Annotated in this window: 23 protein-coding genes and 2 tRNA genes; 12 read left to right on the forward strand and 13 right to left on the reverse strand. The window is 68.8% G+C overall.

From position 1 onward, the window contains the following. Positions 1-137: 137 nt before the first annotated feature. Both D8670_RS16055 and D8670_RS16060 read right to left on the reverse strand, forming a co-directional pair. Positions 138-211: transfer RNA gene (locus D8670_RS16055), tRNA-Thr, on the reverse strand. 11 nt (positions 212-222) lie between these two features. After that, entirely contained in the window at positions 223-711 is a 489-nt protein-coding gene (locus tag D8670_RS16060; protein ID WP_121819132.1) for a GNAT family N-acetyltransferase, read from the reverse strand. A gap of 338 nt (positions 712-1,049) precedes the next feature. On the opposite strand from D8670_RS16060, the gene D8670_RS16065 reads away from it, so the two are divergent. Genes D8670_RS16065 through D8670_RS16080 form a run of 4 tightly spaced genes read left to right on the forward strand, consistent with a single transcriptional unit; the run spans position 1,050 to position 4,916 of the window. After that, positions 1,050-1,994, forward strand: a complete 945-nt coding sequence (locus tag D8670_RS16065) for a branched-chain amino acid ABC transporter permease (protein ID WP_375137282.1) — start codon at positions 1,050-1,052, stop codon at positions 1,992-1,994. Further along, entirely contained in the window at positions 1,991-3,382 is a 1,392-nt protein-coding gene (locus D8670_RS16070; protein WP_121819134.1) for a branched-chain amino acid ABC transporter permease, read from the forward strand. Before D8670_RS16065 ends, D8670_RS16070 begins: the two co-directional genes overlap by 4 nt. After that, the gene (locus tag D8670_RS16075; protein ID WP_121819135.1) at positions 3,379-4,212 is read left to right on the forward strand and encodes an ABC transporter ATP-binding protein; all 834 of its coding nucleotides are present in this window, start codon (positions 3,379-3,381) and stop codon (positions 4,210-4,212) included. The genes D8670_RS16070 and D8670_RS16075 overlap by 4 nt, the downstream gene beginning before the upstream one ends. Then, positions 4,212-4,916, forward strand: a complete 705-nt coding sequence (locus D8670_RS16080; protein ID WP_121819136.1) for an ABC transporter ATP-binding protein — start codon at positions 4,212-4,214, stop codon at positions 4,914-4,916. The genes D8670_RS16075 and D8670_RS16080 overlap by 1 nt, the downstream gene beginning before the upstream one ends. Before the next feature lie 114 nt (positions 4,917-5,030). On the opposite strand, the gene D8670_RS16085 is transcribed toward D8670_RS16080, so the two are convergent. The 4 genes from D8670_RS16085 to mct form a co-directional block, all read right to left on the reverse strand. After that, positions 5,031-6,347 carry an ABC transporter substrate-binding protein gene (locus D8670_RS16085; RefSeq protein WP_121819137.1) on the reverse strand — a complete coding sequence of 439 codons (1,317 nt, stop codon included), beginning with the start codon at positions 6,345-6,347 and terminating at the stop codon, positions 5,031-5,033. Positions 6,348-6,418: 71 nt separating this feature from the next. After that, positions 6,419-6,985 carry a CBS domain-containing protein gene (locus D8670_RS16090; RefSeq protein WP_121819138.1) on the reverse strand — a complete coding sequence of 189 codons (567 nt, stop codon included), beginning with the start codon at positions 6,983-6,985 and terminating at the stop codon, positions 6,419-6,421. Between the two features lie 186 nt (positions 6,986-7,171). Next, positions 7,172-7,492, reverse strand: coding sequence for a DUF5785 family protein (locus tag D8670_RS16095; RefSeq protein ID WP_121819139.1), 321 nt, complete (start codon positions 7,490-7,492; stop codon positions 7,172-7,174). A 103-nt stretch (positions 7,493-7,595) separates the two neighbouring features. Continuing rightward, complete coding sequence (gene mct / locus D8670_RS16100; RefSeq protein WP_121819140.1) at positions 7,596-8,762, reverse strand: succinyl-CoA:mesaconate CoA-transferase; 1,167 nt, start codon at positions 8,760-8,762, stop codon at positions 7,596-7,598. 154 nt (positions 8,763-8,916) lie between these two features. On the opposite strand from mct, the gene glmS reads away from it, so the two are divergent. From glmS to citE, 5 genes are all read left to right on the forward strand, one after another. Beyond that, positions 8,917-9,354 carry a methylaspartate mutase subunit S gene (gene glmS, locus D8670_RS16105; RefSeq protein WP_121819141.1) on the forward strand — a complete coding sequence of 146 codons (438 nt, stop codon included), beginning with the start codon at positions 8,917-8,919 and terminating at the stop codon, positions 9,352-9,354. Positions 9,355-9,360: 6 nt separating this feature from the next. Beyond that, complete coding sequence (locus tag D8670_RS16110) at positions 9,361-10,803, forward strand: methylaspartate mutase subunit E (protein WP_121819142.1); 1,443 nt, start codon at positions 9,361-9,363, stop codon at positions 10,801-10,803. After that, positions 10,793-12,064: a methylaspartate ammonia-lyase gene (locus tag D8670_RS16115; protein ID WP_121819303.1), complete on the forward strand. Its 1,272-nt coding sequence runs from the start codon at positions 10,793-10,795 to the stop codon at positions 12,062-12,064. The genes D8670_RS16110 and D8670_RS16115 overlap by 11 nt, the downstream gene beginning before the upstream one ends. A gap of 93 nt (positions 12,065-12,157) precedes the next feature. Then, the gene (gene mch, locus D8670_RS16120; protein WP_121819143.1) at positions 12,158-13,255 is read left to right on the forward strand and encodes a 2-methylfumaryl-CoA hydratase; all 1,098 of its coding nucleotides are present in this window, start codon (positions 12,158-12,160) and stop codon (positions 13,253-13,255) included. A 38-nt stretch (positions 13,256-13,293) separates the two neighbouring features. Then, positions 13,294-14,328, forward strand: a complete 1,035-nt coding sequence (citE, locus tag D8670_RS16125; protein ID WP_121819144.1) for an L-malyl-CoA/beta-methylmalyl-CoA lyase — start codon at positions 13,294-13,296, stop codon at positions 14,326-14,328. Here the strand turns inward: citE and D8670_RS16130 are convergent, their stop codons facing one another. Next, positions 14,329-14,916: a response regulator transcription factor gene (locus D8670_RS16130; RefSeq protein ID WP_121819145.1), complete on the reverse strand. Its 588-nt coding sequence runs from the start codon at positions 14,914-14,916 to the stop codon at positions 14,329-14,331. A 106-nt stretch (positions 14,917-15,022) separates the two neighbouring features. Next, a tRNA-Ser gene (locus D8670_RS16135) sits at positions 15,023-15,107 on the reverse strand. A 243-nt stretch (positions 15,108-15,350) separates the two neighbouring features. Between D8670_RS16135 and D8670_RS16140 the strand changes: the two genes are divergently transcribed. Next, complete coding sequence (locus tag D8670_RS16140) at positions 15,351-16,484, forward strand: hypothetical protein (protein WP_121819146.1); 1,134 nt, start codon at positions 15,351-15,353, stop codon at positions 16,482-16,484. Between the two features lie 27 nt (positions 16,485-16,511). Here the strand turns inward: D8670_RS16140 and D8670_RS16145 are convergent, their stop codons facing one another. Next, positions 16,512-17,258: a hypothetical protein gene (locus tag D8670_RS16145; protein WP_121819147.1), complete on the reverse strand. Its 747-nt coding sequence runs from the start codon at positions 17,256-17,258 to the stop codon at positions 16,512-16,514. Between the two features lie 67 nt (positions 17,259-17,325). Here D8670_RS16145 and D8670_RS16150 point away from each other — a divergent pair, with 67 nt between their 5' ends. Then, positions 17,326-17,517: a hypothetical protein gene (locus tag D8670_RS16150; protein ID WP_121819148.1), complete on the forward strand. Its 192-nt coding sequence runs from the start codon at positions 17,326-17,328 to the stop codon at positions 17,515-17,517. 12 nt (positions 17,518-17,529) lie between these two features. On the opposite strand, the gene D8670_RS16155 is transcribed toward D8670_RS16150, so the two are convergent. Together D8670_RS16155 and D8670_RS16160 are read right to left on the reverse strand one after the other, a co-directional pair. Further along, on the reverse strand, positions 17,530-18,162 hold the full coding sequence (locus tag D8670_RS16155; RefSeq protein WP_205596928.1) for a uracil-DNA glycosylase: 633 nt from the start codon (positions 18,160-18,162) through the stop codon (positions 17,530-17,532). A 41-nt stretch (positions 18,163-18,203) separates the two neighbouring features. Next, on the reverse strand, positions 18,204-18,419 hold the full coding sequence (locus D8670_RS16160) for a DUF7976 family protein (RefSeq protein ID WP_121819149.1): 216 nt from the start codon (positions 18,417-18,419) through the stop codon (positions 18,204-18,206). Between the two features lie 118 nt (positions 18,420-18,537). Here D8670_RS16160 and D8670_RS16165 point away from each other — a divergent pair, with 118 nt between their 5' ends. Next, the gene (locus D8670_RS16165) at positions 18,538-18,936 is read left to right on the forward strand and encodes a BTB/POZ domain-containing protein (protein WP_121819150.1); all 399 of its coding nucleotides are present in this window, start codon (positions 18,538-18,540) and stop codon (positions 18,934-18,936) included. Between the two features lie 33 nt (positions 18,937-18,969). Here D8670_RS16165 and yqeC read toward each other — a convergent pair whose 3' ends face one another. Both yqeC and D8670_RS16175 read right to left on the reverse strand, forming a co-directional pair. Beyond that, the gene (yqeC, locus tag D8670_RS16170; RefSeq protein ID WP_121819151.1) at positions 18,970-19,719 is read right to left on the reverse strand and encodes a selenium cofactor biosynthesis protein YqeC; all 750 of its coding nucleotides are present in this window, start codon (positions 19,717-19,719) and stop codon (positions 18,970-18,972) included. A gap of 38 nt (positions 19,720-19,757) precedes the next feature. Beyond that, on the reverse strand, positions 19,758-20,789 hold the full coding sequence (locus D8670_RS16175) for an Mrp/NBP35 family ATP-binding protein (protein WP_121819152.1): 1,032 nt from the start codon (positions 20,787-20,789) through the stop codon (positions 19,758-19,760). Between the last annotated feature and the right edge of the window lie 67 nt (positions 20,790-20,856).

The raw sequence follows: 20,856 nt of genomic DNA on the forward strand, positions 1-20,856 counted from the left end.
TGGTCGGGGAGGGTCCATCGAGAACTCGTCACTATCAGCCATTGTTCCGAGAAGCACTTAAACGGGCTTCGTCACGGCGCGACGTCTCGTTCAAACCCACGCTCGGCTCCTCGTCCTCACTGTCGTTCGGACAGAAGAGCCAGGGGTGGGATTTGAACCCACGAATTCTCGATTACAAGTCGAGTGCTTGAACCGCCCAAGCTCCCCTGGCGCGGGCGAGAGTTAGCGGTCACCCTTTGAGTGATTGTCGCTTTCATCCGCGAGCGACTTCTCCATCGTGACCCGGTGCACGTCGTACCCCTCGCGCCGGTAGAACCGGCGGGCGGCCGCGTTGTCCGCCAGGGCTTCGAGCGAGACGACGTCCGCGCCGGCGCTCGCGAGCGCGCGCTCCGCGGCGTCGAGCAGCGCCGCGCCGACGCCGGCGCCCCGCGCGTCGGGGCGGACGTAGAGGTTCTGGACGTGCCCTCGCCGCACGTCCTGTTCGTAGGAACTGCTCCCGGGTTCGAAGGTGACGAACCCGAGCAGGTCGCCGTCGTCGCGGGCGACGCGCGCGCAGTCGGTGACGATGGCCCGGGCGACGGTCTCCCGCACCGCCTCGCGGTTCCCCTCGGCGGCGAGGTGGGAGCCGTGCGCTCGCTGCTCGGTCGCGAGTGCCACCCACTGCTCGACGATGGCGTCCAGGTCGTCCGTCGTGGGTCGTTCGACGTCCATCGCGGTCGGTACGTGGAGAATCTGACAGCCGCGCTCAAAGGTCTTACCCCGGGATATCGCATCGGTCACACGGCGATCGGCGCGGCGAATTTCTGGTACGCCTGTCGAATCGCTCTAGGAAAAGTTATTATGAGTTGGGTGTGCCAAGGTGTCATGAGGAGTGTTGCCAAATGGGTGTATCAGAAACGTACGCGCGCGGTCGACGGTTCTTCGTCGAGCAACCGCTGGCGCTCGCCGTGGCGCTGGTGGGACTCTACATGGCCTGGTTCCTCGCCGAAGGACTGCTGGCCGGGCGCATACTGTTTTCCGACATAGCGTCCCTGGCATGGGACGGGCTGATGCGGGGCCTGATCGTCGGCCTCGCCGGTATCGGCCTCTCGATGACGTACAGCATTCTCAACTTCGCGAACTTCGCACACGGCGACTACATCACCATCGGCGCGTTCACCGGGATGGCCGTGTCGTACTTGGTGGCCGGCTTCGGCGATGCCGATGCCGGGTCGCTGTTGCTCGTGGGCTCCGGCGGCTCGGTGTACGGCGGCGCGCTCGGCGTCGGGATCGCGACGTCGCCGCTGGCGGTCGTCGGTGGACTCCTGATCGCGGGCGTCGCCACCGTCGCGCTGGCGCTGGTGATCGATCGCTTCGTCTACAAACCGATCCGCGACGAGGGCGGCATCACGCTGCTTATCACGAGCATCGGCGTCGCGTTCGCGCTCCGGTATCTCATCGTGTTCGTCTTCGGACCCGGCGTTCGCGGCACGACGGCTGCGGGACAGCAGCCGTCGATCAGCCTCCTGTTTATCGACGGGAGCGTCCGCGTCAACGCCCACGACGTGACGCTGCTCGTCGTGTCGGCCGCGCTGATGCTCGGCGTCCACCTGCTGCTCCAGCGGACGAAACTGGGCAAGGCGATGCGCGCGATGTCCGACAACGAGGACCTGGCGCGGATCACGGGCATCCCGACCGAGCGCGTCGTCAAGTCGACCTGGATCATCGGCGGAGGCCTCACCGGTGTCGCCGGCTACATGTTCGTCCTCTGGAAGGGGACCCTCGGCTTCAACGACGGCTGGCTCCTGCTCTTGCTCGTGTTCGCGGCTGTCATCATGGGCGGCATCGGGTCGATATACGGCGCTATCGCCGGCGGCATCGTCATCGGGATGACGGCGTCGCTCTCCATCATCTGGATCCCCTCCGAATTCGGGCGGGCGGCGGCGTTCGTCGTGATGATCCTCATCCTGCTGTTCAAACCGCAGGGGCTCTTTAGCGGGGGGACGACAGCATGACGGGGAGCGGTCTTCGCGCCCAGGCGAGAGACCTGCTGAACCGCGACGTTGGGCTCGTGCTGGCGGTGCTCGGCGGCATATATCTCGCGTACATCCTCGCCGGAGTCGCCTTCGGATTCGGCCTCCGCGGCCAGCTCAACTCGATAGCGAATCTCACCTTCTACGTCGCAGTGTTCGGCATGCTGGCGCTCGCGCTGAACCTCCACTGGGGGTACACCGGCCTGTTCAACATCGGCGTCATCGGGTTCATGGGGATCGGCGTCTACGTGACGGCGATCTTCGCCAAGCCGCCCGCGGCGCAGGGCGGGGCGGCGCAGGTCGGCGGGTTCGGCCTGCCGCTCGGCGTGGCTGCCGTCCTCGGCGTCCTCGGGGCCGCGCTGTTCGGCCTCCTCGTCGGTCTGCCGGCGCTGCGCCTCAGGGCGGACTACCTCGCGATCGTCACGATCGCGTTCTCGGAGATCATGCGGTTCACCTTCATGTCGGGCACGTTCCAGACGTTCGACGTGCCGGACACCGTCGATCTCACCGTCGCGGGGGTGACCCTGTTCAGCTACGACCCGGCCGCCGATACGGTCGGACTCGGCGGCGGACGGGGGCTCATCCTCAACTACGCGGATCCCCTGGAAGCGCTGTTGAAGACGCTGTTCCTCTGGGATCCCTACCTCGCGCTGGTGGATATCGTCGCCGTCGCGATCCCGAACAATCCCAAGCCAGTGGTCGACGGCCTCGTCTACGGACTGGTGCTGCTCGGCGTCGTCGGCCTCTACTACTGGCTGCTCACGTGGACCGGGGAGTCGCCGTTCGGGCGCGTCCTCAAGGCGATCCGCGAGGACGAGGACGTCGCGAACTCGCTCGGGAAAGACACCAACATGTTCAAGCTGAAGTCGTTCGTCCTCGGCTGCGCGCTGATGGGCTTTGCCGGGGTCCTCTGGTACGCCGGCCGCGGGAGCATCACGCCCCCGTCGTTCCGGCCCAACATCACGTTCTTCGTCTGGATCGCGCTGATCATCGGCGGCGCGGGGTCGAACACGGGAAGCGTCCTCGGCGGCGCTGTCTTCGCGGCGCTGCTGTACGAGGGGCCGCGGTACTTCAAGAACCTCGTCGAGGCGGCGGTTGACATCCCGGACGGCCCCGGGAGCTTCGGCCAGGCGATGGCTCCGCTGGGCGCCTCGCTCGACCCGGTGCCGTTCCTGGTGTACACGCTGAATAGCATCAGCCAACTCCGACTCGTGATCATGGGTCTCGTGCTGATCTGGCTGATGCACAACCGCCCCGAGGGGATGCTCGGTCACCGCAAGGAGATCGCCGCCAGCGTCGATCTCTCGCGCCCCGACCGCGGCGGGCCGGACGAGGACGTCGCGGTGGCCGACGGGGGTGAGCGGCGATGAGCGAAGTCACGGAGTCCCCAGACGAAGCGGCGGTCGAGGCCGACCGGTCCGCGGAGCGCGACCGATACCCCCTGCAGGTGCAGAACCTCCAGAAGACGTTCGGCGGCATCAACGCCGTCGACGACGTCTCGTTCCAGGTCGCGGAGGGGACGCTGACGGGACTGATCGGTCCGAACGGCGCCGGCAAGTCGACGACGTTCAACCTCATCACGGGGATGCACGACCCCGACCGGGGGACCGTACGGTTCAACGGACAGGACATCACCGGTCTCGCTCCCCACGAGATCGCGAACCGCGGGCTCGTCAGGACGTTCCAGATCGCCCGCGAACTGGAGGAGATGACCGTGCTTGAGAACATGATGCTCGCGCCGAAGGCCCAGCGCGGCGAGAAGCTCTGGCGGTCCCTCACTCCCGGCGTCCGCGACGACGTCAAGCGTCAGGAGCGGGAGCTGCTCGACCGCGTCTGGGAGGTGCTCGACTTCTTCGAGATCGATCACCTCGCGGAGGAGTACGCGGGGAACCTCTCGGGCGGCCAGCGGAAGCTGCTGGAGATGGCCCGCGCGCTGCTGACCGACCCCGACATGCTCCTGCTCGACGAGCCGTTCGCGGGCGTCAACCCGTCGCTCGAGAAGCGGCTGCTCGAACACGTCCACGAGCTCCGGAAGGACGGGTACACCTTCCTCATCGTCGAGCACGACATGGACCTCATCATGAACAACTGCGAGCGAGTGATCGTCATGCACCAGGGGAAGATACTGATGGAGGGAACGCCGGCGGAGGTCAAGTCGAGCGAGGACGTCATCGAGGCGTACCTCGGAGGTGAGGTCTGATGGCCCTGCTCGAAGTCCGTAACCTGGACGCCGGTTACGGCGACCTCCAGATCCTCTCCGACGTGGACTTAGACGTCGCGGAGGAGGAGTACGTCACCATCGTCGGCCCCAACGGTGCGGGCAAGTCCACGGTGATGAAGTCCGTCTTCGGCCTGACGAGCCACATGGGCGGCACTGTGACGTTCGCGGGCGAGGACATCACCGCCGCCCCGCCGGAGGACATCATCCACAAGGGGCTCGGCTACGTGCCGCAGAACGACAACGTGTTCGCGGCGCTCTCGGTCCAGGAGAACCTGGAGATGGGCGCGTACATCCTCGACGAGGTGCCCGAGGAGTCGCTTCGGATGGTGTACGACCGCTTCCCCATCCTCGAGGAGCGCAAGGACCAGAAGGCCGGCACGATGAGCGGCGGACAGCAGCAGATGCTCGCCATGGGGCGTGCCCTGATGCTCGACCCCGACCTCCTGTTGCTCGACGAACCGAGCGCCGGCCTCGCGCCGGACCTCGTCGACGAGATGTTCGACAAGGTCGACGAGATCAACGAGGCGGGCACCGCGATCCTCATGGTCGAGCAGAACGCCAAGGAGGCGCTCCGGCGCTGCGACCGCGGCTACGTGCTCGCGAACGGCGAGAACAAGTTCGTCGACAGCGGCACCGCGCTCCTGAACGACCAGGAGGTCCGCCAGGAGTTCCTCGGCGGGTAGCGTCCCTCTTCCGTCGAGGCCGTCTTTCGGTCGGCGCATCGTTGACGCGGACCGCGATCCGACCCGACGGTAGGAACCGTCGAACGAGGCGGCAAAAAACGTCGCTCGGCCGCGTTACTCCGACAGCGCCGACTCGATGACGGAGCTGTACGACGATTCGTTCTTGTTGAAGCTCACCTGGTTCAGCACCTCACCGTCGAACTGGTCCTGAAACACCTCGCTGAACCGCTCGGACAGCTGCTGGCCGTAGTCGTTGTTCACGTACAGCGTCGCGGCGGTTTCGGCTTCCAGCCGCTCGGCCGCGACCTGTGCCATGACGCGACCCTGAAGCAGGTCGCTCGGCGCGGTTCGGAAGATGTAGTCGTTGTCGTCGAGGTTCGTGACCGACAGCGCCGTGCTGGACGGCGAGCAGCCGACGACCTCGTTCGGGATGAACACCTCCTGCGAGACGGGGACGTTCACGCCGGAGGACGCGGAGCCACAGACTGCCGGGACGCCCGCGCTGACGAGCGACTCGGCGGCGCTGATACCCTGGTCCGGGGAGGTCTGCGTGTCCTCGAACTGGGCGTTGACCGTCAGGTCTATGTCGGCGTTGTTGACCTGCCTCGCCGGCAGTTCGGCGGCGTTGATCATCGGACCGCCGACGGAGGCGAGGTCGCCGGTCTCGGGCAGGAGGATGCCGACGAGGACCTCGCGGCCGAGACCGCCCGGTGACTCGTCGGCGCTCGGACCGGCGCCGTCCGGGTTCTCGCCCTCGAAGGTCTGGGTCTCGATGGTGTTTATCGACTCGGAGTCGGCCCCCTCGAACTCCCAGATGGAGTACGCCGCGGACGCCGGGTCCCCGGCCTCGTTGAAGTTCGTCGAACTGGACGCACCCTGGTAGTTGACGTTCTCACCGTTGGCGACGGCTTCGACGGCCTGGACGAACTCGCCGGGGCCGTACTCCTCGCCGTCGGGGTTGGCGATGCGGCGCATCTGCTCTTTGACCGCCGGTCCGCTGTTCTCCCCCGCCGCGACGTTTGCGAGGATGAGGATGGCGACCGAGTCGTACGACTGTGAGGTGAACACGCCCGGGCTCTCGTCGTACTGGTCCTGATACAGGTCGTTGAACGCCTGCTGGTTCGGACCGCCGGCGGCCGGTGCCGTCCCGGTGACGTTGGCCATGTCGTTACCGACCTGGCCGGGCATCGACCCGTCGCGAAGCCCGTCAGGAACGATGATGTCCTCGGAACCGTCGGACTCGCTGTAGTAATCCCGGAATAGCTGGATGCCGCTCTGGGGGTACCCGATGACGTTCAGGAGGTCGGGGCCGCCGCCGCCACCGCCGCCGCCGCCGCCACCGTTCTCGCTGCCGATGCAGCCGGCGACGCCGATCGTACCCGCTACTCCGATCCCTCTAAGGATGTCACGCCTTCCCACGTTATGTGACATACAGAGTCATATTCAACGCTGTCTTATAAGTGTGACTGCTGTAGCGACCCTCCCCACCGGCGCGGCCGGGGTCAGACTTCCCGGCACTCGGTACAGACCAGCTGACCGTTGTACTCCCGGAGCGTGTCCGCCAGCGCGCCGCAGGTCTCGCAGACGCTCTGGTCGGAGTACTCCTCGCCGTTCGACCCGGCCGCGATGCGGCTGTCATGCTGGTTCTCGGCCGACGAGGTGGCCCGCGTCGGGTCCTCCGGGCGGCGGAACGACGCCGCGGCGGCGATGACGTCGCGCTCGCTCAGGACGCCGACGATCTCCCCGTTTTCCGTCGCCACGAGTCGGCGGACGTTCTCCCGCGACATCTTCCCGGCCGCGGTCCGGAGCGCCTGGTTCGGCGAGACGGTGAGGACGGGTTCGGACATCACGGAGGCCACGGTCAGCTCGCCGGGGGTCGCCTCGTCGGCGACGACGCCGAGGACGTCCCACTCCGTGAGGATGCCGACGGGGTCGCTCCCCCGGAGAACGACCACGAACCCCGTCTCCTCCTCGCGCATCAGTTCGACGACGTCGAGGACGGTGTCCGATTCGCTGACGCCGACGTACTCTCTGGTCATCACGTCTCGAATCGTCACGTCGCTCTCCATATGCGAACTGTTACCACGACCGGTCTAAAATCTACCCCCGCTACCTTTATGCGATTCTGCGTCGAAGTTCCGCGATCGAAGGCGATTCGGGGCGGAGCGGCGCCACGCCGCGGACGGCGTCGCGGGGGACTACTGGCGGCAGTGCTGGGGACGTCAGGTCACGGAGAAAGGAGCGTCGGGGAGCGATCAGGCCGGGTTCTTGCCGGGGTCGTCGCCCTTCGGGTGGTACTCCCAGAAGCCGCCGGCGCGCATCGCGCGGCCGACGCCCTTGTGGAACGAGACGATGTCCTCGAACTCGTCTTCCTCGACGTGTTCGAAGACGTCCGCGACGCTGACGACGCGGCGGTGGTTCAGGCGGAGCGGTTCGTCGGCGTGTTCCTCGACGAACTCGTCGACGTCGAGCGGGAAGTCCTCCTCGTCGTCGAGTTTCTTCGCGAGGATGGCCATCCCGTACTTCCGCATCCCTTCGCTGCCCTTCTCGTCGTCGGGGTCGTGCGGCCAGTCCATACGGTGGTGTGTGAACGGGCGGCGCAAAAGGATTTCCATACCGACGGTCGCGCCCCCCCGGCGGCGCTTGCCCCGTCGGCGACTCACCGCTCAGCCCCGCCGCTCAGTCGTCGCCCGGCGTCGAGGTCCGCCGGAGGATCTCGTCGCGGTGCTCGTCGAGCAGCGGCGCGCGACCGTCGGGCGCCGGCGGCGTCTCGGTCATCTTGATCGGCGACCCGGCGACGGTGACCCGCTCGTCGGCGCCGGGCTGCTCCACGTCGACGAGCATCTCCCGGTCGCGGACGTGCGGGTCCGCGAAGATGTCGGCCGTGTTCTGCACGGGCGCGACCGGGATGCCGTCGAGGGCGTCGACGACCGCGTCGGTCGTCCGCTCGGCGGTCCACGCGGCGATCGTCTTACGGAGGTCGTCGCGGTTTCGCAGGCGACTGCCCGGGTCCGGGTAGTCGGCCGCCAGGTCCGGACGGTCCATCGACTCGCAGAGCGACTCCCAGTGGTTGTCCCCGAACGCCGCGACGACGACGTGACCGTCGGCCGTCTCGAAGGCGTTGTACGGAAACAGCGTCGGGTGGGAGTTGCCCTGCCGCGTCGGCGACTCCCCGGTGTAGGAGTACTGGTACACCGTCCGCTCGCACAGCGAGACGATGGCGTCGTACATCCCGGTGTCGACGAACTGCCCCTCGCCCGTGCGCTCGCGGTGGTGGACGGCGGCGAGGATCCCGACCGCGTTCAGCGCCGCGGTGAACAGGTCGCCGATGCCCGGCCCGACCTTCGTCGGCGGGCCGTCCTCCCGCCCGGTGATCTCCATGACGCCCCCGAGCGCCTGCGCGACGAGGTCGAACGAGGGCTGGCCCTGCCGGTGGGTCTCCCCCGTGCGCGGGTCACCGAAGCCGCGGATGGCGCTGTAGATTATCTCGGGATTCCGCTTCTTCAGCGTCTCGTAGCCCAGGTCGAACTTCTCCATCGTCCCCGCGCGGTAGTTCTCCACGACGACGTCCGCGCGCTCGACTAGATCGAGGAAGGCCTCGCGGTCCTCGTCCGCGCCGAGGTCGAGCTCCAGACTCCGCTTCCCGCGGTTGACGCTCTGGAAGTAGCCGCCGTAGGCCTCCTCCTCGGGGTCCTCGGCGAACGGCGGGTTCGACCGGATGAGGTCGCCGCCGGGCCGTTCGATCTTTACCACGTCCGCGCCCATGTCCGCGAGCAACATCGTGCAGTACGGTCCGGCGAGCACCTGCGTCAGGTCCAGCACGCGCAGGTCGTCGAGCGCTCCCATGTCCTCCCTTCTGACGGGGGGTGGGAAAAAACTTGGTTATAGATCGTTACCTTTGTGGTTCCTTCTCACACGCATATGAAAAGGCCATTAAGGAATATTATCATGAAAAACCATTAGGTTTAATGCTCCCCCGCTGGTCCGTGGTGGTACCGACATGGCCAAGACAGTCATCCTCGGCGTTATCGGGTCGGATGCCCACGTCGTCGGCATCACGATCCTCGAACAGACGTTGGACGCGGCCGGATTCGACGTCGTCAATCTCGGCGTTCAGACCTCCCAGGAGGAGTTCGTCAGCGCGGCGAACGCCCACGACGCCGAGGCTGTACTGGTCTCTTCGCTCTACGGGCACGCCGAGCAGGACTGCCGGGGGTTCCACGAGACCCTCGCGGAAGCCGAGGTCGACGCGCTCACCTACATCGGCGGCAACCTCGCGGTCGGGCAGGACGACTTCGAGGAGACGCGCGAGAAGTTCCGCCGCTTCGGCTTCGACCGGGTCTTCGACTCGGAGACCGACCCCGAGCAGGCCATCGCCGCCCTGCGACAGGACCTCGGTCACCGGACGTCGGAGACGGACGAGCGGGTCAGCGCGTAGCTCCTCATGATACGCGACGAACGCCTCCCCTCCGACGAGTTGCAACGCATCGACGAGCGCGTCCGGGGCGACTGGCCGACGGGCGACGACGTGGACTTCGAGGAAGCGGTCGCCTTCCACGAGTCGCTCCCGGAGAGCAAGCGGTTCGCCCACGTGCTGGAGACGGCCGACCGGCCGCTGCTCCAGCCGCGGGCCGGCGTGCCGCGCCTCGACGACCAGATCGAACTGCTCCGGCACCTCGAGCAACACGGCCTCGCCGACCTGCTGCCGACGACCATCGACTCGTACACGCGCGACAACGAGTACGAGAAGGCCCGGCAGGGCCTCGAAGAGGCGCGCGAGTCGGGCGAGGACACCCTCAACGGCTTTCCGGCGGTCAACCACGGCGTCGACGGCTGCCGCGAGCTGATCGAGGCGCTCGACCGACCGATCGAGGTCCGGCACGGCACGCCCGACGCTCGACTGCTCGCCGCGGTCACGTTCGCGGGCGGGTTCCAGAGCTTCGAGGGCGGCCCCGTCTCCTACAACATCCCGTACACGAAGGAGGACGACCTCGAGACGACCATCGAGCACTGGCAGTACGTCGACCGCCTCGCCGGCGCGTACACCGAGCGCGGCGTCCGGATCAACCGCGAGCCGTTCGGCCCCCTGACCGGGACGCTCGTCCCGCCGTGCATCGCCATCGCGGTGATGCTCGTCGAGGGCCTGCTCGCCGCGACCCAGGGCGTCCGCTCGCTCACGCTCGGCTACGGGCAGGTCGGCAACGTCGTCCAGGACGTCGCCGCCCTCCGCGCGCTGAAGGACCTCGGCAACGAGTACCTCCCGGACGAGGTCACCGTCACCACGGTCTTCCACGAGTGGATGGGCGGCTTCCCGCCGGACGAGGCCCGCGCAAACGGCGTCATCAGCCTCGGCGGCGCGACGGCGGCCATCGCCCAGCCCGACAAGGTCATCACGAAATCCCCCCAGGAGTTCCAGGGCGTTCCCACCAAGGAGGCGAACGCCGCGGGGCTCCGCACGACGCGACAGCTGATCGACATGCTCATCGAGCAGGACATCGACATCGACGGCATCGACGAGGAACAGGAACTGATCGAGCGCGCCACGCGCGACCTGATGGACGCGGTGTTTCGTCACGGCGACGGCGACGTCGCCCGCGGGGTCATCCGCGCGTTCGAGTCGGGCGCGCTGGACGTCCCCTTCGCCCCGAGCGACAGCGCGGCGGGGGACGTCCTCCCGGCGCGCGACGACGACGGCCGGGTCCGCATCTTCACGTTCGCGGACCTGAACGTCGACGAGGAGATAAAGGAGATCCACGGCGCGCGGCTCGACGACCGCGCGCGGACCGAGGACCGCGACCGCTCGTTCACGATGGTCGCGGACGACGTGGACGCGATAAGCGACGGGAAGCTCATCGGCCGCCCGGGAGGTGAGTCGGATGCGGATTGAGGCCGTCCGCGCCGTCCCCGGCGTCTCTGGGTTCTTCTTCGACGACCAGAAGGCAATCACGGAGGGCGCGACGCAGGACGGGTTCACCTACGAGGGCGACCCCGTCACGCCCGGGTTCGAGCGCATCCGCGAGGCCGGCGAGGCGCTCACGGTCGACCTCGAACTGTCCGACGGTACGGTTGTCAGCGGCGACTGCGCCGCGGTCCAGTACTCCGGCGCCGGCGGGCGCGACCCGCTGTTCCGCGCGGAGCGCTATGCCGACGCGATCGAGGGCCGCGTCGCCGACGCGCTGACCGGCCGGACGCCGACGGCGTTCGCCGAGAACGCGTCGGTCGTCGAGGACCTCCCGCCGGTCGAGAGCGGCGGCGACCGCCTGCACACGGCCCTCAGGTACGGCGTCTCGCAGGCGCTGCTCGCCGCGGCGGCCCACGCGCGAAAGACGACCCGGACCGAGGTGCTGGCGTCGGCGCTCGGGACGACGCCCGCCGACCGCCCGGTCCCGGTGTTCGGCCAGTCCGGCGACACCCGCTACGAGAACGCCGAGAAGATGCTCGTCAAGGGCGTCCCCGTCCTCCCGCACGGACTGTTCAACAGCACGGAGAAGATCGGCGAGGACGGCGAGAAGCTGGTCGAGTACCTCGACTGGCTGTCGACCCGCGCCGGCGAACTCGGCCCCGAGAGCTACGCGCCGCGGTTCCACGTCGACGTGTACGGCACCTTCGGGCAGGCGTTCGGTCCGCCGTACGACCGCGCGGAATTGGCCGACTACTTCGCCGACCTGCGCGAGGCGGCAGCGCCGTACCCCGTGCAGGTCGAGGGGCCGATGGACGCGGGCGGCCGCGAGGAACAGATCCGCGAGATGGCGGAACTCCGCGACGGCCTCGCGGACGCCGGCGTCGACGTGGACATCGTGGCCGACGAGTGGTGCAACACCTTCGACGACGTGCAGGCGTTCGTCGACGCCGGCGCGGCCGATGTCGTGCAGGTGAAGACGCCGGACCTCGGCGGCATCCAGCGCTCCGGTGAGGCCGTCCGCTACTGCGAAGGGACCGACACCCGCGCCTACCTCGGCGGGACGTGCAACGAGACGGTGACCTCCGCCCGCGCCTGCGCGCACGTCGCCCTCGCGACGGACGCCGCACAGGTCCTCGCGAAGCCCGGCATGGGCTTCGACGAGGGGTTCATGGTCGTCACCAACGAGATGCGCCGGGCGCTCTCTCGCCGCGGCGGAGTGGGTCGGGAGGTGGCAGCCGATGACTAGCGAGAACGGAGCGTTAGCGACGTTCTCGGAATTGCGAGCGGGGAGTACAGCGACCCGCGAGCGAGGGAATCGCGGTACCGGAGGTGACCGCGAATGACTGAGTGGACGGACTCCGAGACGTTCGCCGCGGCCTTGGACCGGGCGGAGACGCTGGAGAAGGGCAACTACTTCGAGGCGTTCGCGGAGGGCGACACGCTCTCGCACGACGCAGGCCTCCGCCTGACCCGCCACGGCAACGACCAGTGGATGAGCCAGACGCTCAACCACGACCCGGCGTACTGGCGGACCGACGCCGCCCGCGAGCGCGGGTTCGAGGAGCCGCCGATCCACCCGGACTACCTCGTCGCCGCGACCATGGGGCCGAGCGTCGAGGACCTCAGCGAGAAGGGCGGCTACTTCCTCGGCCGCGACGACGTTACCATCCACGACCACGAGGTGTACCCCGGGACCGAACTCCGCGTGGAGTCGACCGTGCAGGCGACGCGCTCGTCGAGCTCCCGCCCGGACTACGGCATCGTCACGTGGGAGACCCGGGGGATCGACGCCGACGGCGGCGACGTTCTCCTCTCCTACGAGCGCACGAACATGATCCCGCGGCGCGAGCCGCTGGAGACGGACGGCGGGCAGACGACCGAGCGCGACGACGGGGACGGTGAGGGCGACGGCGACGAGGGCGCCGACGAAACCGACGACGCCCCCTCGCTCCCCGACGAACTGATCGCCCCCGACGGCCCCGCGTTCGCCGACTTCCGCCGGGCGCTGGACGAGGCCGAGGACCGCGACGCCGCCGTCGCGTACCGCCACGAGCGCGGGCGGACGATGGACGACACGCTCGTTTCCGGCCTCCCGCTGGCGACGCTCAACACCGCGAAACAGCACCACGACGCGAACTACATGGCGGACTCCCCCTCGGGAGACATCGTCACCTACGGCGACGTGACCCGCTCCATCGCGCTCGGCCACGCCCGCTCCGACGAGCGGACCCACCGCGAACTCGCCTACGCCGACGAGCGCTTCCACACGTTCGTCACGCCGGGCGACACCGTCTACGGGTTCACCCGCGTCCTCGACGCCGACGCCTCGGCCGACGGCGCGCCAGACGGAGGCGGGCGGATCCGCTTCCAGCACGTCGCGTTCAACCAGAACGACGAACCGGTGTACTCCGGGACCCGCACCGCGCTCGTCCGATAGCCGATCAGACCACAGCCACCACAGCTTCGACACCACCGATGACACGACTCAGCCGCACGTTCCAGACCGCACCGGCCGCCGTCCCGAAGGAGAACTCGGCGAAGTACCTCGACTCCGGCCTCCAGGCCGAGGGCTTCCAGGCCCCCGACTGGCTGGTCCCCGACCTCGAAGACGGGACCGCGCCGAACCAGAAGGAGGAGGCGCTTGCGAACACCGTCGACCGCCTCGCGGGCGGCACCGACTTCGGCGGCGAGATCTGGCCCCGCGTCCAGTGGGGCTACGACAGCGAGCGCGACCGCGACCGGGGCCGCGAGGAGATCGAGACCCTCGTCCGCGAGGTCGGCGACGAGATAGACGGCGTGGTCGTCCCGAAGGTCGGCCGCGTCGAGGACGTCGAGCGCGCGGCCACCGCCGTCGCCGAGGCCGAGCGCGAGTACGGTCGCCCCGACGGCTCGATCGAGTTCTCGGTCATCGTCGAGACCGCCCGCGCCAAGTCCGACCTCCGCGAGATATCGAAGCTCGGCGCGGGCTCCCGGCTCGCCGGCCTCGTGTTCGGCCCGGTCGACTACACGGCGGAGCTCGGGGCTCGCGCCATCGACGGCTCCCGACCCACCTGGGACGGCCTGCTCGCCGACCTCTCGAACGAGGCCAGCGCGAACGGCCTCGTCTCCGTCGGCGGCCCGTTCGACGACCTGTTCCGCGAGCGCGCCGGCGTCCGGTTCTACAACGGCGACGCCTACGCCAACCAGGTGGAGCGAGAGGCGAAGCTCGGCCTCGACGGGAGCTGGTCGCTGTACCCGAAACAGACCGCGCAGGCGAACCGCATTCACATGCCGACCGAGGCGGAGCTCCGCCGCGACGTGAGCAAGATAGAGCGCTTCGAGGCGGCGAAGTCGGAGGGAACCGGCGCCGTCACGCTCGACGGCCAGATGGTCGACGAGGCGACGTTCAAGAACTTCGCGAACACCGTCCGCACCGTGCACGAGATCGACGAGGTCCACCCGGCCCAGACCGCCGAGGCGTACGACGAGGACCTGCTCGAACGCGCGCTCGACCTGGACCCCGCGTGGTAATCAGGGCGGCTCGATCAGCTCGTCGGGGACGTCCGCGTCCAGCCCGTCGTGCTCGTCGCGCATCTCCTGAAGGTCGTCGTACAGCGACTGTGCGAGCACCGTGAGCATCTCGAAGCGGTCGCTCTCCGCCAGTTCCTCCTCGCTTTTCTCCTCGCGGAGGACGTCGAGCTTCGACTTCAGGCGCAGGTACTCGTTGAGGCGCGTGTCGTAGCTCGCCCGGACGAGCTGGCGCTTTACCACCTCGTGTAGTTCCTCCTCGGTCGCGGGTTTGACCACGTAGTCGTCGAACGGCATGTCGACGACGTCCATCGTCGGCTCAAGCGCGGTCACCATGACGACCTGGAGGTCGAACTCCCGCTCGCGAAGCTCGTCGAGCACGTCGTCGCCAGACTTGTCGGGCATCTGCCGGTCGAGCAGGACGACGTCGACGTTCTCGTCGGTCTCCGCGAGCGTCTCCTCGCCGCTGTAGGCCCGCCGAACCCGGTACCGGGATTCGAGATACCCCGCGTAGAGGTCCGTCACCTTCTCGTTGTCGTCGGCGACGATAACCGTCCCCTCGTCTCCGTCCCCCTCGCCGCTATCGGCCATTATTCCTCTGCAAGGACCCCGCGCCGAAATAGGTTTTCGGTCCTGTTCGAGAACTAGAACGATTCTCCGCGCCGAACGGCCGACCGCTCGGGCGGCGTCGAAAAGGCGCCGTCGGTGGGATTTGAACCCACATGGTGCGAAGCACCGCCGGTTCTCAAGACCGGCGGACGACCAGATTGTCCAACGACGGCTCATACTGTCGGTTGTCCCCGCGAGCCGCGATGCGCCACCTAGGGGTGGCGAACTGCGGCACGGACGTACAATCGACAGTATCACTTACAGTTCAGTGGTTGGGTGACTTCAATCTGACGTACGGCGACGCAGTATTCCCTTTCCCACGCGCCCGGGACCGTCGAACGGCTCCGCTTCGGGTGACCACAGCGACGACTGTAGCCTACACAAGGGCCTTATCCTCATCCCGACAGGTGACGGGTATGACTCCGCTCTCCCGACGAACTGCCCTCCGGATCGGCGGCGCGTCGCTCGCCGCCGCGGTCGCCGGCTGTCTCGGCCGTTCAGACGAGTCGGACCCGGCCGACGGATCGACTTCGCCGGACGACACCACGGACGCCTCGAACGGCGACGGCTCACTGGACGTCGAGATCAAACAGTACGACGGCGTCGACGGGACGCCCCGCTGGTACGACGAGACTAGCGCTCAACTGGTGGTGATTGACTCCGAGGAGCGCGCTCGTGCGGCCCTGGGAGCGCCGGTCGGTTCGGACGCGACCGGCGAGTTCGTCTCGGCGACGGACTTCGCGGAGTCCGTCCTGCTGTTCGTCGCGGCCGCCGCACCGAACGCCTGCTACGGCCGGATCGACGTGAGCGACGTCCGCGCCGACGGCGGCCGACTCGTCGGCTCCGCGGCCGCGGTCGACGAGAGCGACGGCGAGACGGCCTGCGCCGAGGTCGTCTCCTTCCCCGCCGCGCTGGTTCGGGTGACGTTCGACGGCGACCCCGTCACCGGCGCGTCGCTGTCGGTCACCGACGGCTGGGGCGAGACTGCCGACCTCGACGCGACCGCCGACGACTCCCTCGGGCCGGACCCTGAGGACCTCGCGGGGCACGTCCGCCCCGACGGCGACCCGGAACGGGTGCCGCCCGCGCTCGACTGCGACGACGACGAGTTCAGGCGTCACATCCAGCCCTTCGACGAGGAGGACCTCCAGTGGGGCGAGGCGACCGGCGACGACGGCGACCCACGGTTCGCGATGCGGGTCGACCGGACGGCGGTCGACCGCGGCGGCGAGGTTCGGGTGACGCTGACGAACGTCGCCGACGAGGTGCTGACCGTCGGCAACAGCGACAAGCACAGCCTGCAGGTGTACACGGACGCGGGGTGGCAGGACGTCCGCGGCGCGACCGGCGACCACCCGTTCGCGTACACCGACGAGGCGTACGAGCTCCCGCCCGGCGAGGGATTCGAGTGGAACCTCTCGATGACCAAGGACAGCGTCGTCGCGGACCACCAGATCGACCTGACGGTCTGTCCGGGCCTGCCCGCCGGTCGCTACCGGTTCGTCTTCTGGAACCCGACGGTGGCGGTCGCGTTCGACCTGCGAGAATGAGGCCGCACTCGCCGGTGACGCGACCGGCTACTCCCGCCGGACCGACGGCGTCCCGTCCGCCGCGTCGACGGTGAGCCCGAGGTCCGCGATGGCCGTCGCGGTGTGTTCGGGGATGATCCGGCCGGCGTGGGTCCGAGCGCGGACCAGCGAGACGACGCTCGCGAGGTCCCGCCCCGTCTCGACGACCGGGAGCTGCGGGAGGAAGTCCACGTCGCGGCCGGCGTCGACCCCGCGGTGGGTCAGCGTCTCCAGGGCCGGCGGGGCGTAGGCGTCCTCGAAGTCGACGGTGTCGGTGAAGCCCGCGTAGTACGTCCGGCCGCCGTCGCTCGGGCCGAGGACGACCTCGCTCCGGCGGAGCTTCATCGCCGCGTTGTCGACCTCCTTGCGCCCGAGGGTCGGCACCGCGGGCGAGACGACCGCGGCCGACTGCACCTCCTCGCGTTCCAGCAGGTGGGTGACCGTGTTGCCCGCGCGTGCGGAGAACGACGACCCGGCCTGCACCTCGAAGCGGACGCCGTCGGTCGACCCGAGCGCGTCGGCGACGACGGCGCGGAGCTGCGCCTCGGAGCTCTCCTCGGATTCGGGCAAGTCCCCGTCGTCGCGGTAGTTCACGAGCAGGTCCGCACCGCTTCCCGCGACGGCCGCGACCACGTCCTTCAGCATGGCCTCGTAGAGGTCGGTCGCCTCGCCGGCGGAGAGCGGCGAGGTGTCGGGGAGCCGTGGGAGGACGACGCCGTCGCGCGGCGGATCCGCCAGCACTGCGACAACTGTCATACACGCCACTCCGTGTTCCGTCCCTTTAGGGCCGCCGTTTTTGCCCCTCGCCCGCCTACCGGGACGCATGCGCTGGACGTCTCTGCTCGGTGGTATCGCGGCCGTACTGGTCGGGTTCGCGGCGGTCGCCGCGCCGCTTTACTTCTTCTCGGTCGGCGCGCAGGGTCGCTCGTACGCGTCGCTGGGGCTGGTCGCCGTCGCGGTCGCCGCCTTCGTCGCGCTCGGGTGGGCGGACCGCCACGACACGCCCTACTGGTGAGAGCGGGGCGCGCTATCTGCTCCGCCGGCCCTTCGTCTGCCGGTAGTCGCTCGCCATCAGCGCCGAGAAGTGCTCGACGAACGCCTGCGTCTGTTCCTCCGTCTGTTCGCCGGGGTCTATCATCGGCACGAGCTCGAAGCCGCGACCGCGGATCGTCGTCGCGTGGTCCTCGACGACGTCGAACTCCTCTGCCGGCGTCGTCGTGTACTCGACGGCGATCTCTTCGAGGGCGCGCTCGCCGACGGGGACGATGATCTCGGGGTTGATCATCCGGATCTCGGCGTTGAGGTAGGGCTCGCAGGTGACGACCTCCTCGTCCGTCGGCGGGCGCTCGGGGTGGCGACAGCGCGTGAGGTACGTGACGAAGGCGTTCTCCAGGTCCGGCTCGACGCTGTCGGCGGGGGAGGCACACAGCGCGAGTCGTCGGAGGATAGCGAGGAAGTTCTCGCTCCCCGGATCGCCGGTGAAGGGGACGCCCGTCTCGTCGGCCCCGGGACCGGGGCGCTCGCCCACGAAGACGAAGTCCGCGCCCACGTCGCCGTACCCGTGGACGACCTGGGTCCGGGACTCGCAGAGGGCGGGACAGTTCTCGCAGTCCTCGTCCATCCCGAAGGGGTTCGAGGTGTCCTGTTGGTGTGCGTCCACGCCTCCTCCGAGGTGGTCCAGCGTGAAAACGGCCGCGGTGCTTACCGGTCGAGGCCGCCCCGCTCCTTCACGTTCAGGATGTTCCGCACGTTGAGGTAGATCTCCTGCGGGTCCGTCTCCTCGTCCTCGTCGTAGAGGTCGCTGACGCGGTAGAGGATGGCGGCGATCTGCCTGCTCTCGGAGCTCTCCCCACGCACGTCGTCGGCGATCTCTCGCAGGGCCTCGACGCGCTCCTCGTCGGGTTCGAAGTCGCTCATACGCCCAGCTATCGCGCGACGGACTTGTAACGACTGCGAAGCGCTCCCGCCCGCGGCGACGTATCTCGCCGCCGAGAGGTCGGCCAACGCGTAATGGACTCGCCGTCGAAGGGCGGGTATGCGCATGGAGCTGCGGATCTGCAAGCAGTGCTACGAGGGAACTCACGGCAACCCGGAGAAGACGGCGGTGACCCGCGACATGGTGAACTGCGCGGAGCAGATCCGGGAGTACAAGGACCTCATCGGGCTCGACTCCCTGTACATCACGCGGGTCTCCGAGGGCGACCCCGGCGGGGAGGAGACCCTGCCCGCCGTCGTCGCGAGCATCGAGAACGACCAGATCGCGCTCTCCGACACCCAGCTGACGATGGAGGACGACCAGCAGAACATGCTGGTCTACCCCGAGCCGGAGGACATCCTCGAGGTGCTGACGCGGAACCTCGACCAGATCAGCGAGCAGACCCGCCAGGACGTCACCGTCGAACTCTCCGAGGAGGGGGCGCAGCTCGTCTCCTGACGGCTCGGCGGCGCTGACTCCCGTCGCCCCCGCTCACTCGACGACTGCGACCAGCGGGTCCTCTGCGGTCATCCGCGCGAGGACGACACGGGGGGCGTCGCAGCGGGCCAGCGTCTCGGCCGCGACCTCCCTCGCGACGGCCTCCAGTTCCCCGTCGTCGACCTTGTTCACGAGCGGGACCGCCGTCGCACCGTCGGGGACGCCCTTCATACCGCCGCGCTCGCTGGCGAGCACCGCGGCGACGGCCTCGGGCGTGACCTCGTCGCCGACGTCGATGCCGGCGATCGCGGCGACGCGCTCCGGTCGATGGACGAGGTCGTCCGTCAGCGGCTCCCCGACGACGTGCGCGCTGGCGACCGGAACGACGACGTCGCTGGCCGGCGGGACCTGCGGCTCGCGGTCGTTCGGTGCCTTGAGGTCTCTGGTGCGCGCGCCGTCGGCCTTCACGAGCACCGCATCCGCGACTCCCGGGGCGGCGATATCGTCGACGACCGCCGCGTCGTACCCGCGGTAGCGGTCCTCGCGCTCCCGCTCGGGGACGAGCCCCAGCGGCCAGTCGTCGGCCTCGCGGAGCGCGCTCGCGGGGTCGTCGGTCACCGTCACCGCGGCGACGTGCCGGTCGAAGATCGGGATCCGGACCGTCGCCGTCACGACGGCGCGGTCGATCCGCCCCGCGAGCGCGTACAGCGTCGTCTTCTTCCCGCCCGCGCCGACGACGCTGACGAGGGTGCTCCCGTCGCCCGGCGCGGCGCCGTCCGCGGCGAGCGCGCTCACGATGTCCATACCCTACCGTCGACCCGGCGGCCCAAAAACGCGGAGGCCTACTGCCGCCGGCGCTTGACGATGCCGACGTTGTTCGCGACGCGCTCGGTCATGTCGCGGAACGCCTGTCCCGTCTCGCTGTCCCCGTCGAGGACGACGGGCTCGCCCTCGTCGCCGCCGTGGCGGACCTCCGGGTCCAGCGGGATGGACCCGAGGAACGGCATCTGATGCTCCTCGGCGAAGCGCTCGCCTCCGCCCTCGCCGAAGATGGGGTGGTCGCTCCCGCAGTCGGGACACCTGAACGTCGCCATGTTCTCGGCGATGCCGAGCACGGGGGTGTCGTGCTTGCCGAACATCTCCAGGCCCTTGCGCGCGTCGTCGAGCGCGACCTCCTGGGGCGTCGTGACGATGACCGACCCCGCGATGGGAACGCTCTGGAGCAGGGTAAGCTGCGTGTCGCCGGTGCCCGGCGGCAGGTCGACGACCATGTAGTCGAGGTGCCCCCAGTCGACGTCCTCCCAGAGCTGGGTGAGGATCTTGTGGACCATCGGGCCGCGCCAGATGACGGGGTCGTCCTCGCCGACGAGGAAGGCCATGCTCATCAGCTTCATGCCGAACTGCTCGGGCGGGATGATCGTCTCGTCGGCGGTGGCCTGTGGCACCTCCTCGGCGTCGACCATCCGCGGGACGTTCGGCCCGTAGACGTCCGCGTCGAACAGGCCGACGCGCGCGCCCATCTGCGAGAGGCCGGCGGCGAGGTTGACGGCGACGGTGCTCTTGCCGACGCCGCCTTTCCCGCTCGCGACGGCGATGATGTTCTCGACGTTCGGGAGCACCTGCTCGTCGGCCGAGAGACCGCTGTCGACCTCCGCGGACAGGTCGGTCTCCAGCCCGGCGTCCGAGAGCACCTCGCGGACGCGCTCGGCGATCGCCGTCTCGTTCGGCGAGTACGGCGCGCCGAGCGCGAGCGAGACCCGCGCGGTCCCGTCCTCGACGGTCACGTCGTTGACGAGGTTCAGCGAAACGATGTCGTCTCCGAGGTCAGGGTCCTCGACGTCGCGCAGCAGGTCGAGAACGTCGTCTTCGTCCATGACCGAAGATACGTCGCGTCGCGTCGATAAGGGTTTTGACCGTTACTCCAGGTCGGTCCCCGAATCG

Origin of the sequence: Halostella limicola (genome assembly GCF_003675875.1) — an archaeon.
GTDB classification, from domain to species: Archaea; Halobacteriota; Halobacteria; order Halobacteriales; family Natronoarchaeaceae; genus Halostella; species Halostella limicola.

Coding starts and splice junctions, on each gene's coding strand:
- D8670_RS16060 (WP_121819132.1), bottom strand. CDS start 711: ATGGACGTCGAACGACCCACGACGGACGACCTGGACGCCATCGTCGAG.
- D8670_RS16065 (WP_375137282.1), top strand. CDS start 1,050: ATGCGGGGCCTGATCGTCGGCCTCGCCGGTATCGGCCTCTCGATGACG.
- D8670_RS16070 (WP_121819134.1), top strand. CDS start 1,991: ATGACGGGGAGCGGTCTTCGCGCCCAGGCGAGAGACCTGCTGAACCGC.
- D8670_RS16075 (WP_121819135.1), top strand. CDS start 3,379: ATGAGCGAAGTCACGGAGTCCCCAGACGAAGCGGCGGTCGAGGCCGAC.
- D8670_RS16080 (WP_121819136.1), top strand. CDS start 4,212: ATGGCCCTGCTCGAAGTCCGTAACCTGGACGCCGGTTACGGCGACCTC.
- D8670_RS16085 (WP_121819137.1), bottom strand. CDS start 6,347: ATGTCACATAACGTGGGAAGGCGTGACATCCTTAGAGGGATCGGAGTA.
- D8670_RS16090 (WP_121819138.1), bottom strand. CDS start 6,985: ATGGAGAGCGACGTGACGATTCGAGACGTGATGACCAGAGAGTACGTC.
- D8670_RS16095 (WP_121819139.1), bottom strand. CDS start 7,492: ATGGACTGGCCGCACGACCCCGACGACGAGAAGGGCAGCGAAGGGATG.
- mct (WP_121819140.1), bottom strand. CDS start 8,762: ATGGGAGCGCTCGACGACCTGCGCGTGCTGGACCTGACGCAGGTGCTC.
- glmS (WP_121819141.1), top strand. CDS start 8,917: ATGGCCAAGACAGTCATCCTCGGCGTTATCGGGTCGGATGCCCACGTC.
- D8670_RS16110 (WP_121819142.1), top strand. CDS start 9,361: ATGATACGCGACGAACGCCTCCCCTCCGACGAGTTGCAACGCATCGAC.
- D8670_RS16115 (WP_121819303.1), top strand. CDS start 10,793: ATGCGGATTGAGGCCGTCCGCGCCGTCCCCGGCGTCTCTGGGTTCTTC.
- mch (WP_121819143.1), top strand. CDS start 12,158: ATGACTGAGTGGACGGACTCCGAGACGTTCGCCGCGGCCTTGGACCGG.
- citE (WP_121819144.1), top strand. CDS start 13,294: ATGACACGACTCAGCCGCACGTTCCAGACCGCACCGGCCGCCGTCCCG.
- D8670_RS16130 (WP_121819145.1), bottom strand. CDS start 14,916: ATGGCCGATAGCGGCGAGGGGGACGGAGACGAGGGGACGGTTATCGTC.
- D8670_RS16140 (WP_121819146.1), top strand. CDS start 15,351: ATGACTCCGCTCTCCCGACGAACTGCCCTCCGGATCGGCGGCGCGTCG.
- D8670_RS16145 (WP_121819147.1), bottom strand. CDS start 17,258: ATGACAGTTGTCGCAGTGCTGGCGGATCCGCCGCGCGACGGCGTCGTC.
- D8670_RS16150 (WP_121819148.1), top strand. CDS start 17,326: ATGCGCTGGACGTCTCTGCTCGGTGGTATCGCGGCCGTACTGGTCGGG.
- D8670_RS16160 (WP_121819149.1), bottom strand. CDS start 18,419: ATGAGCGACTTCGAACCCGACGAGGAGCGCGTCGAGGCCCTGCGAGAG.
- D8670_RS16165 (WP_121819150.1), top strand. CDS start 18,538: ATGCGCATGGAGCTGCGGATCTGCAAGCAGTGCTACGAGGGAACTCAC.
- yqeC (WP_121819151.1), bottom strand. CDS start 19,719: ATGGACATCGTGAGCGCGCTCGCCGCGGACGGCGCCGCGCCGGGCGAC.
- D8670_RS16175 (WP_121819152.1), bottom strand. CDS start 20,789: ATGGACGAAGACGACGTTCTCGACCTGCTGCGCGACGTCGAGGACCCT.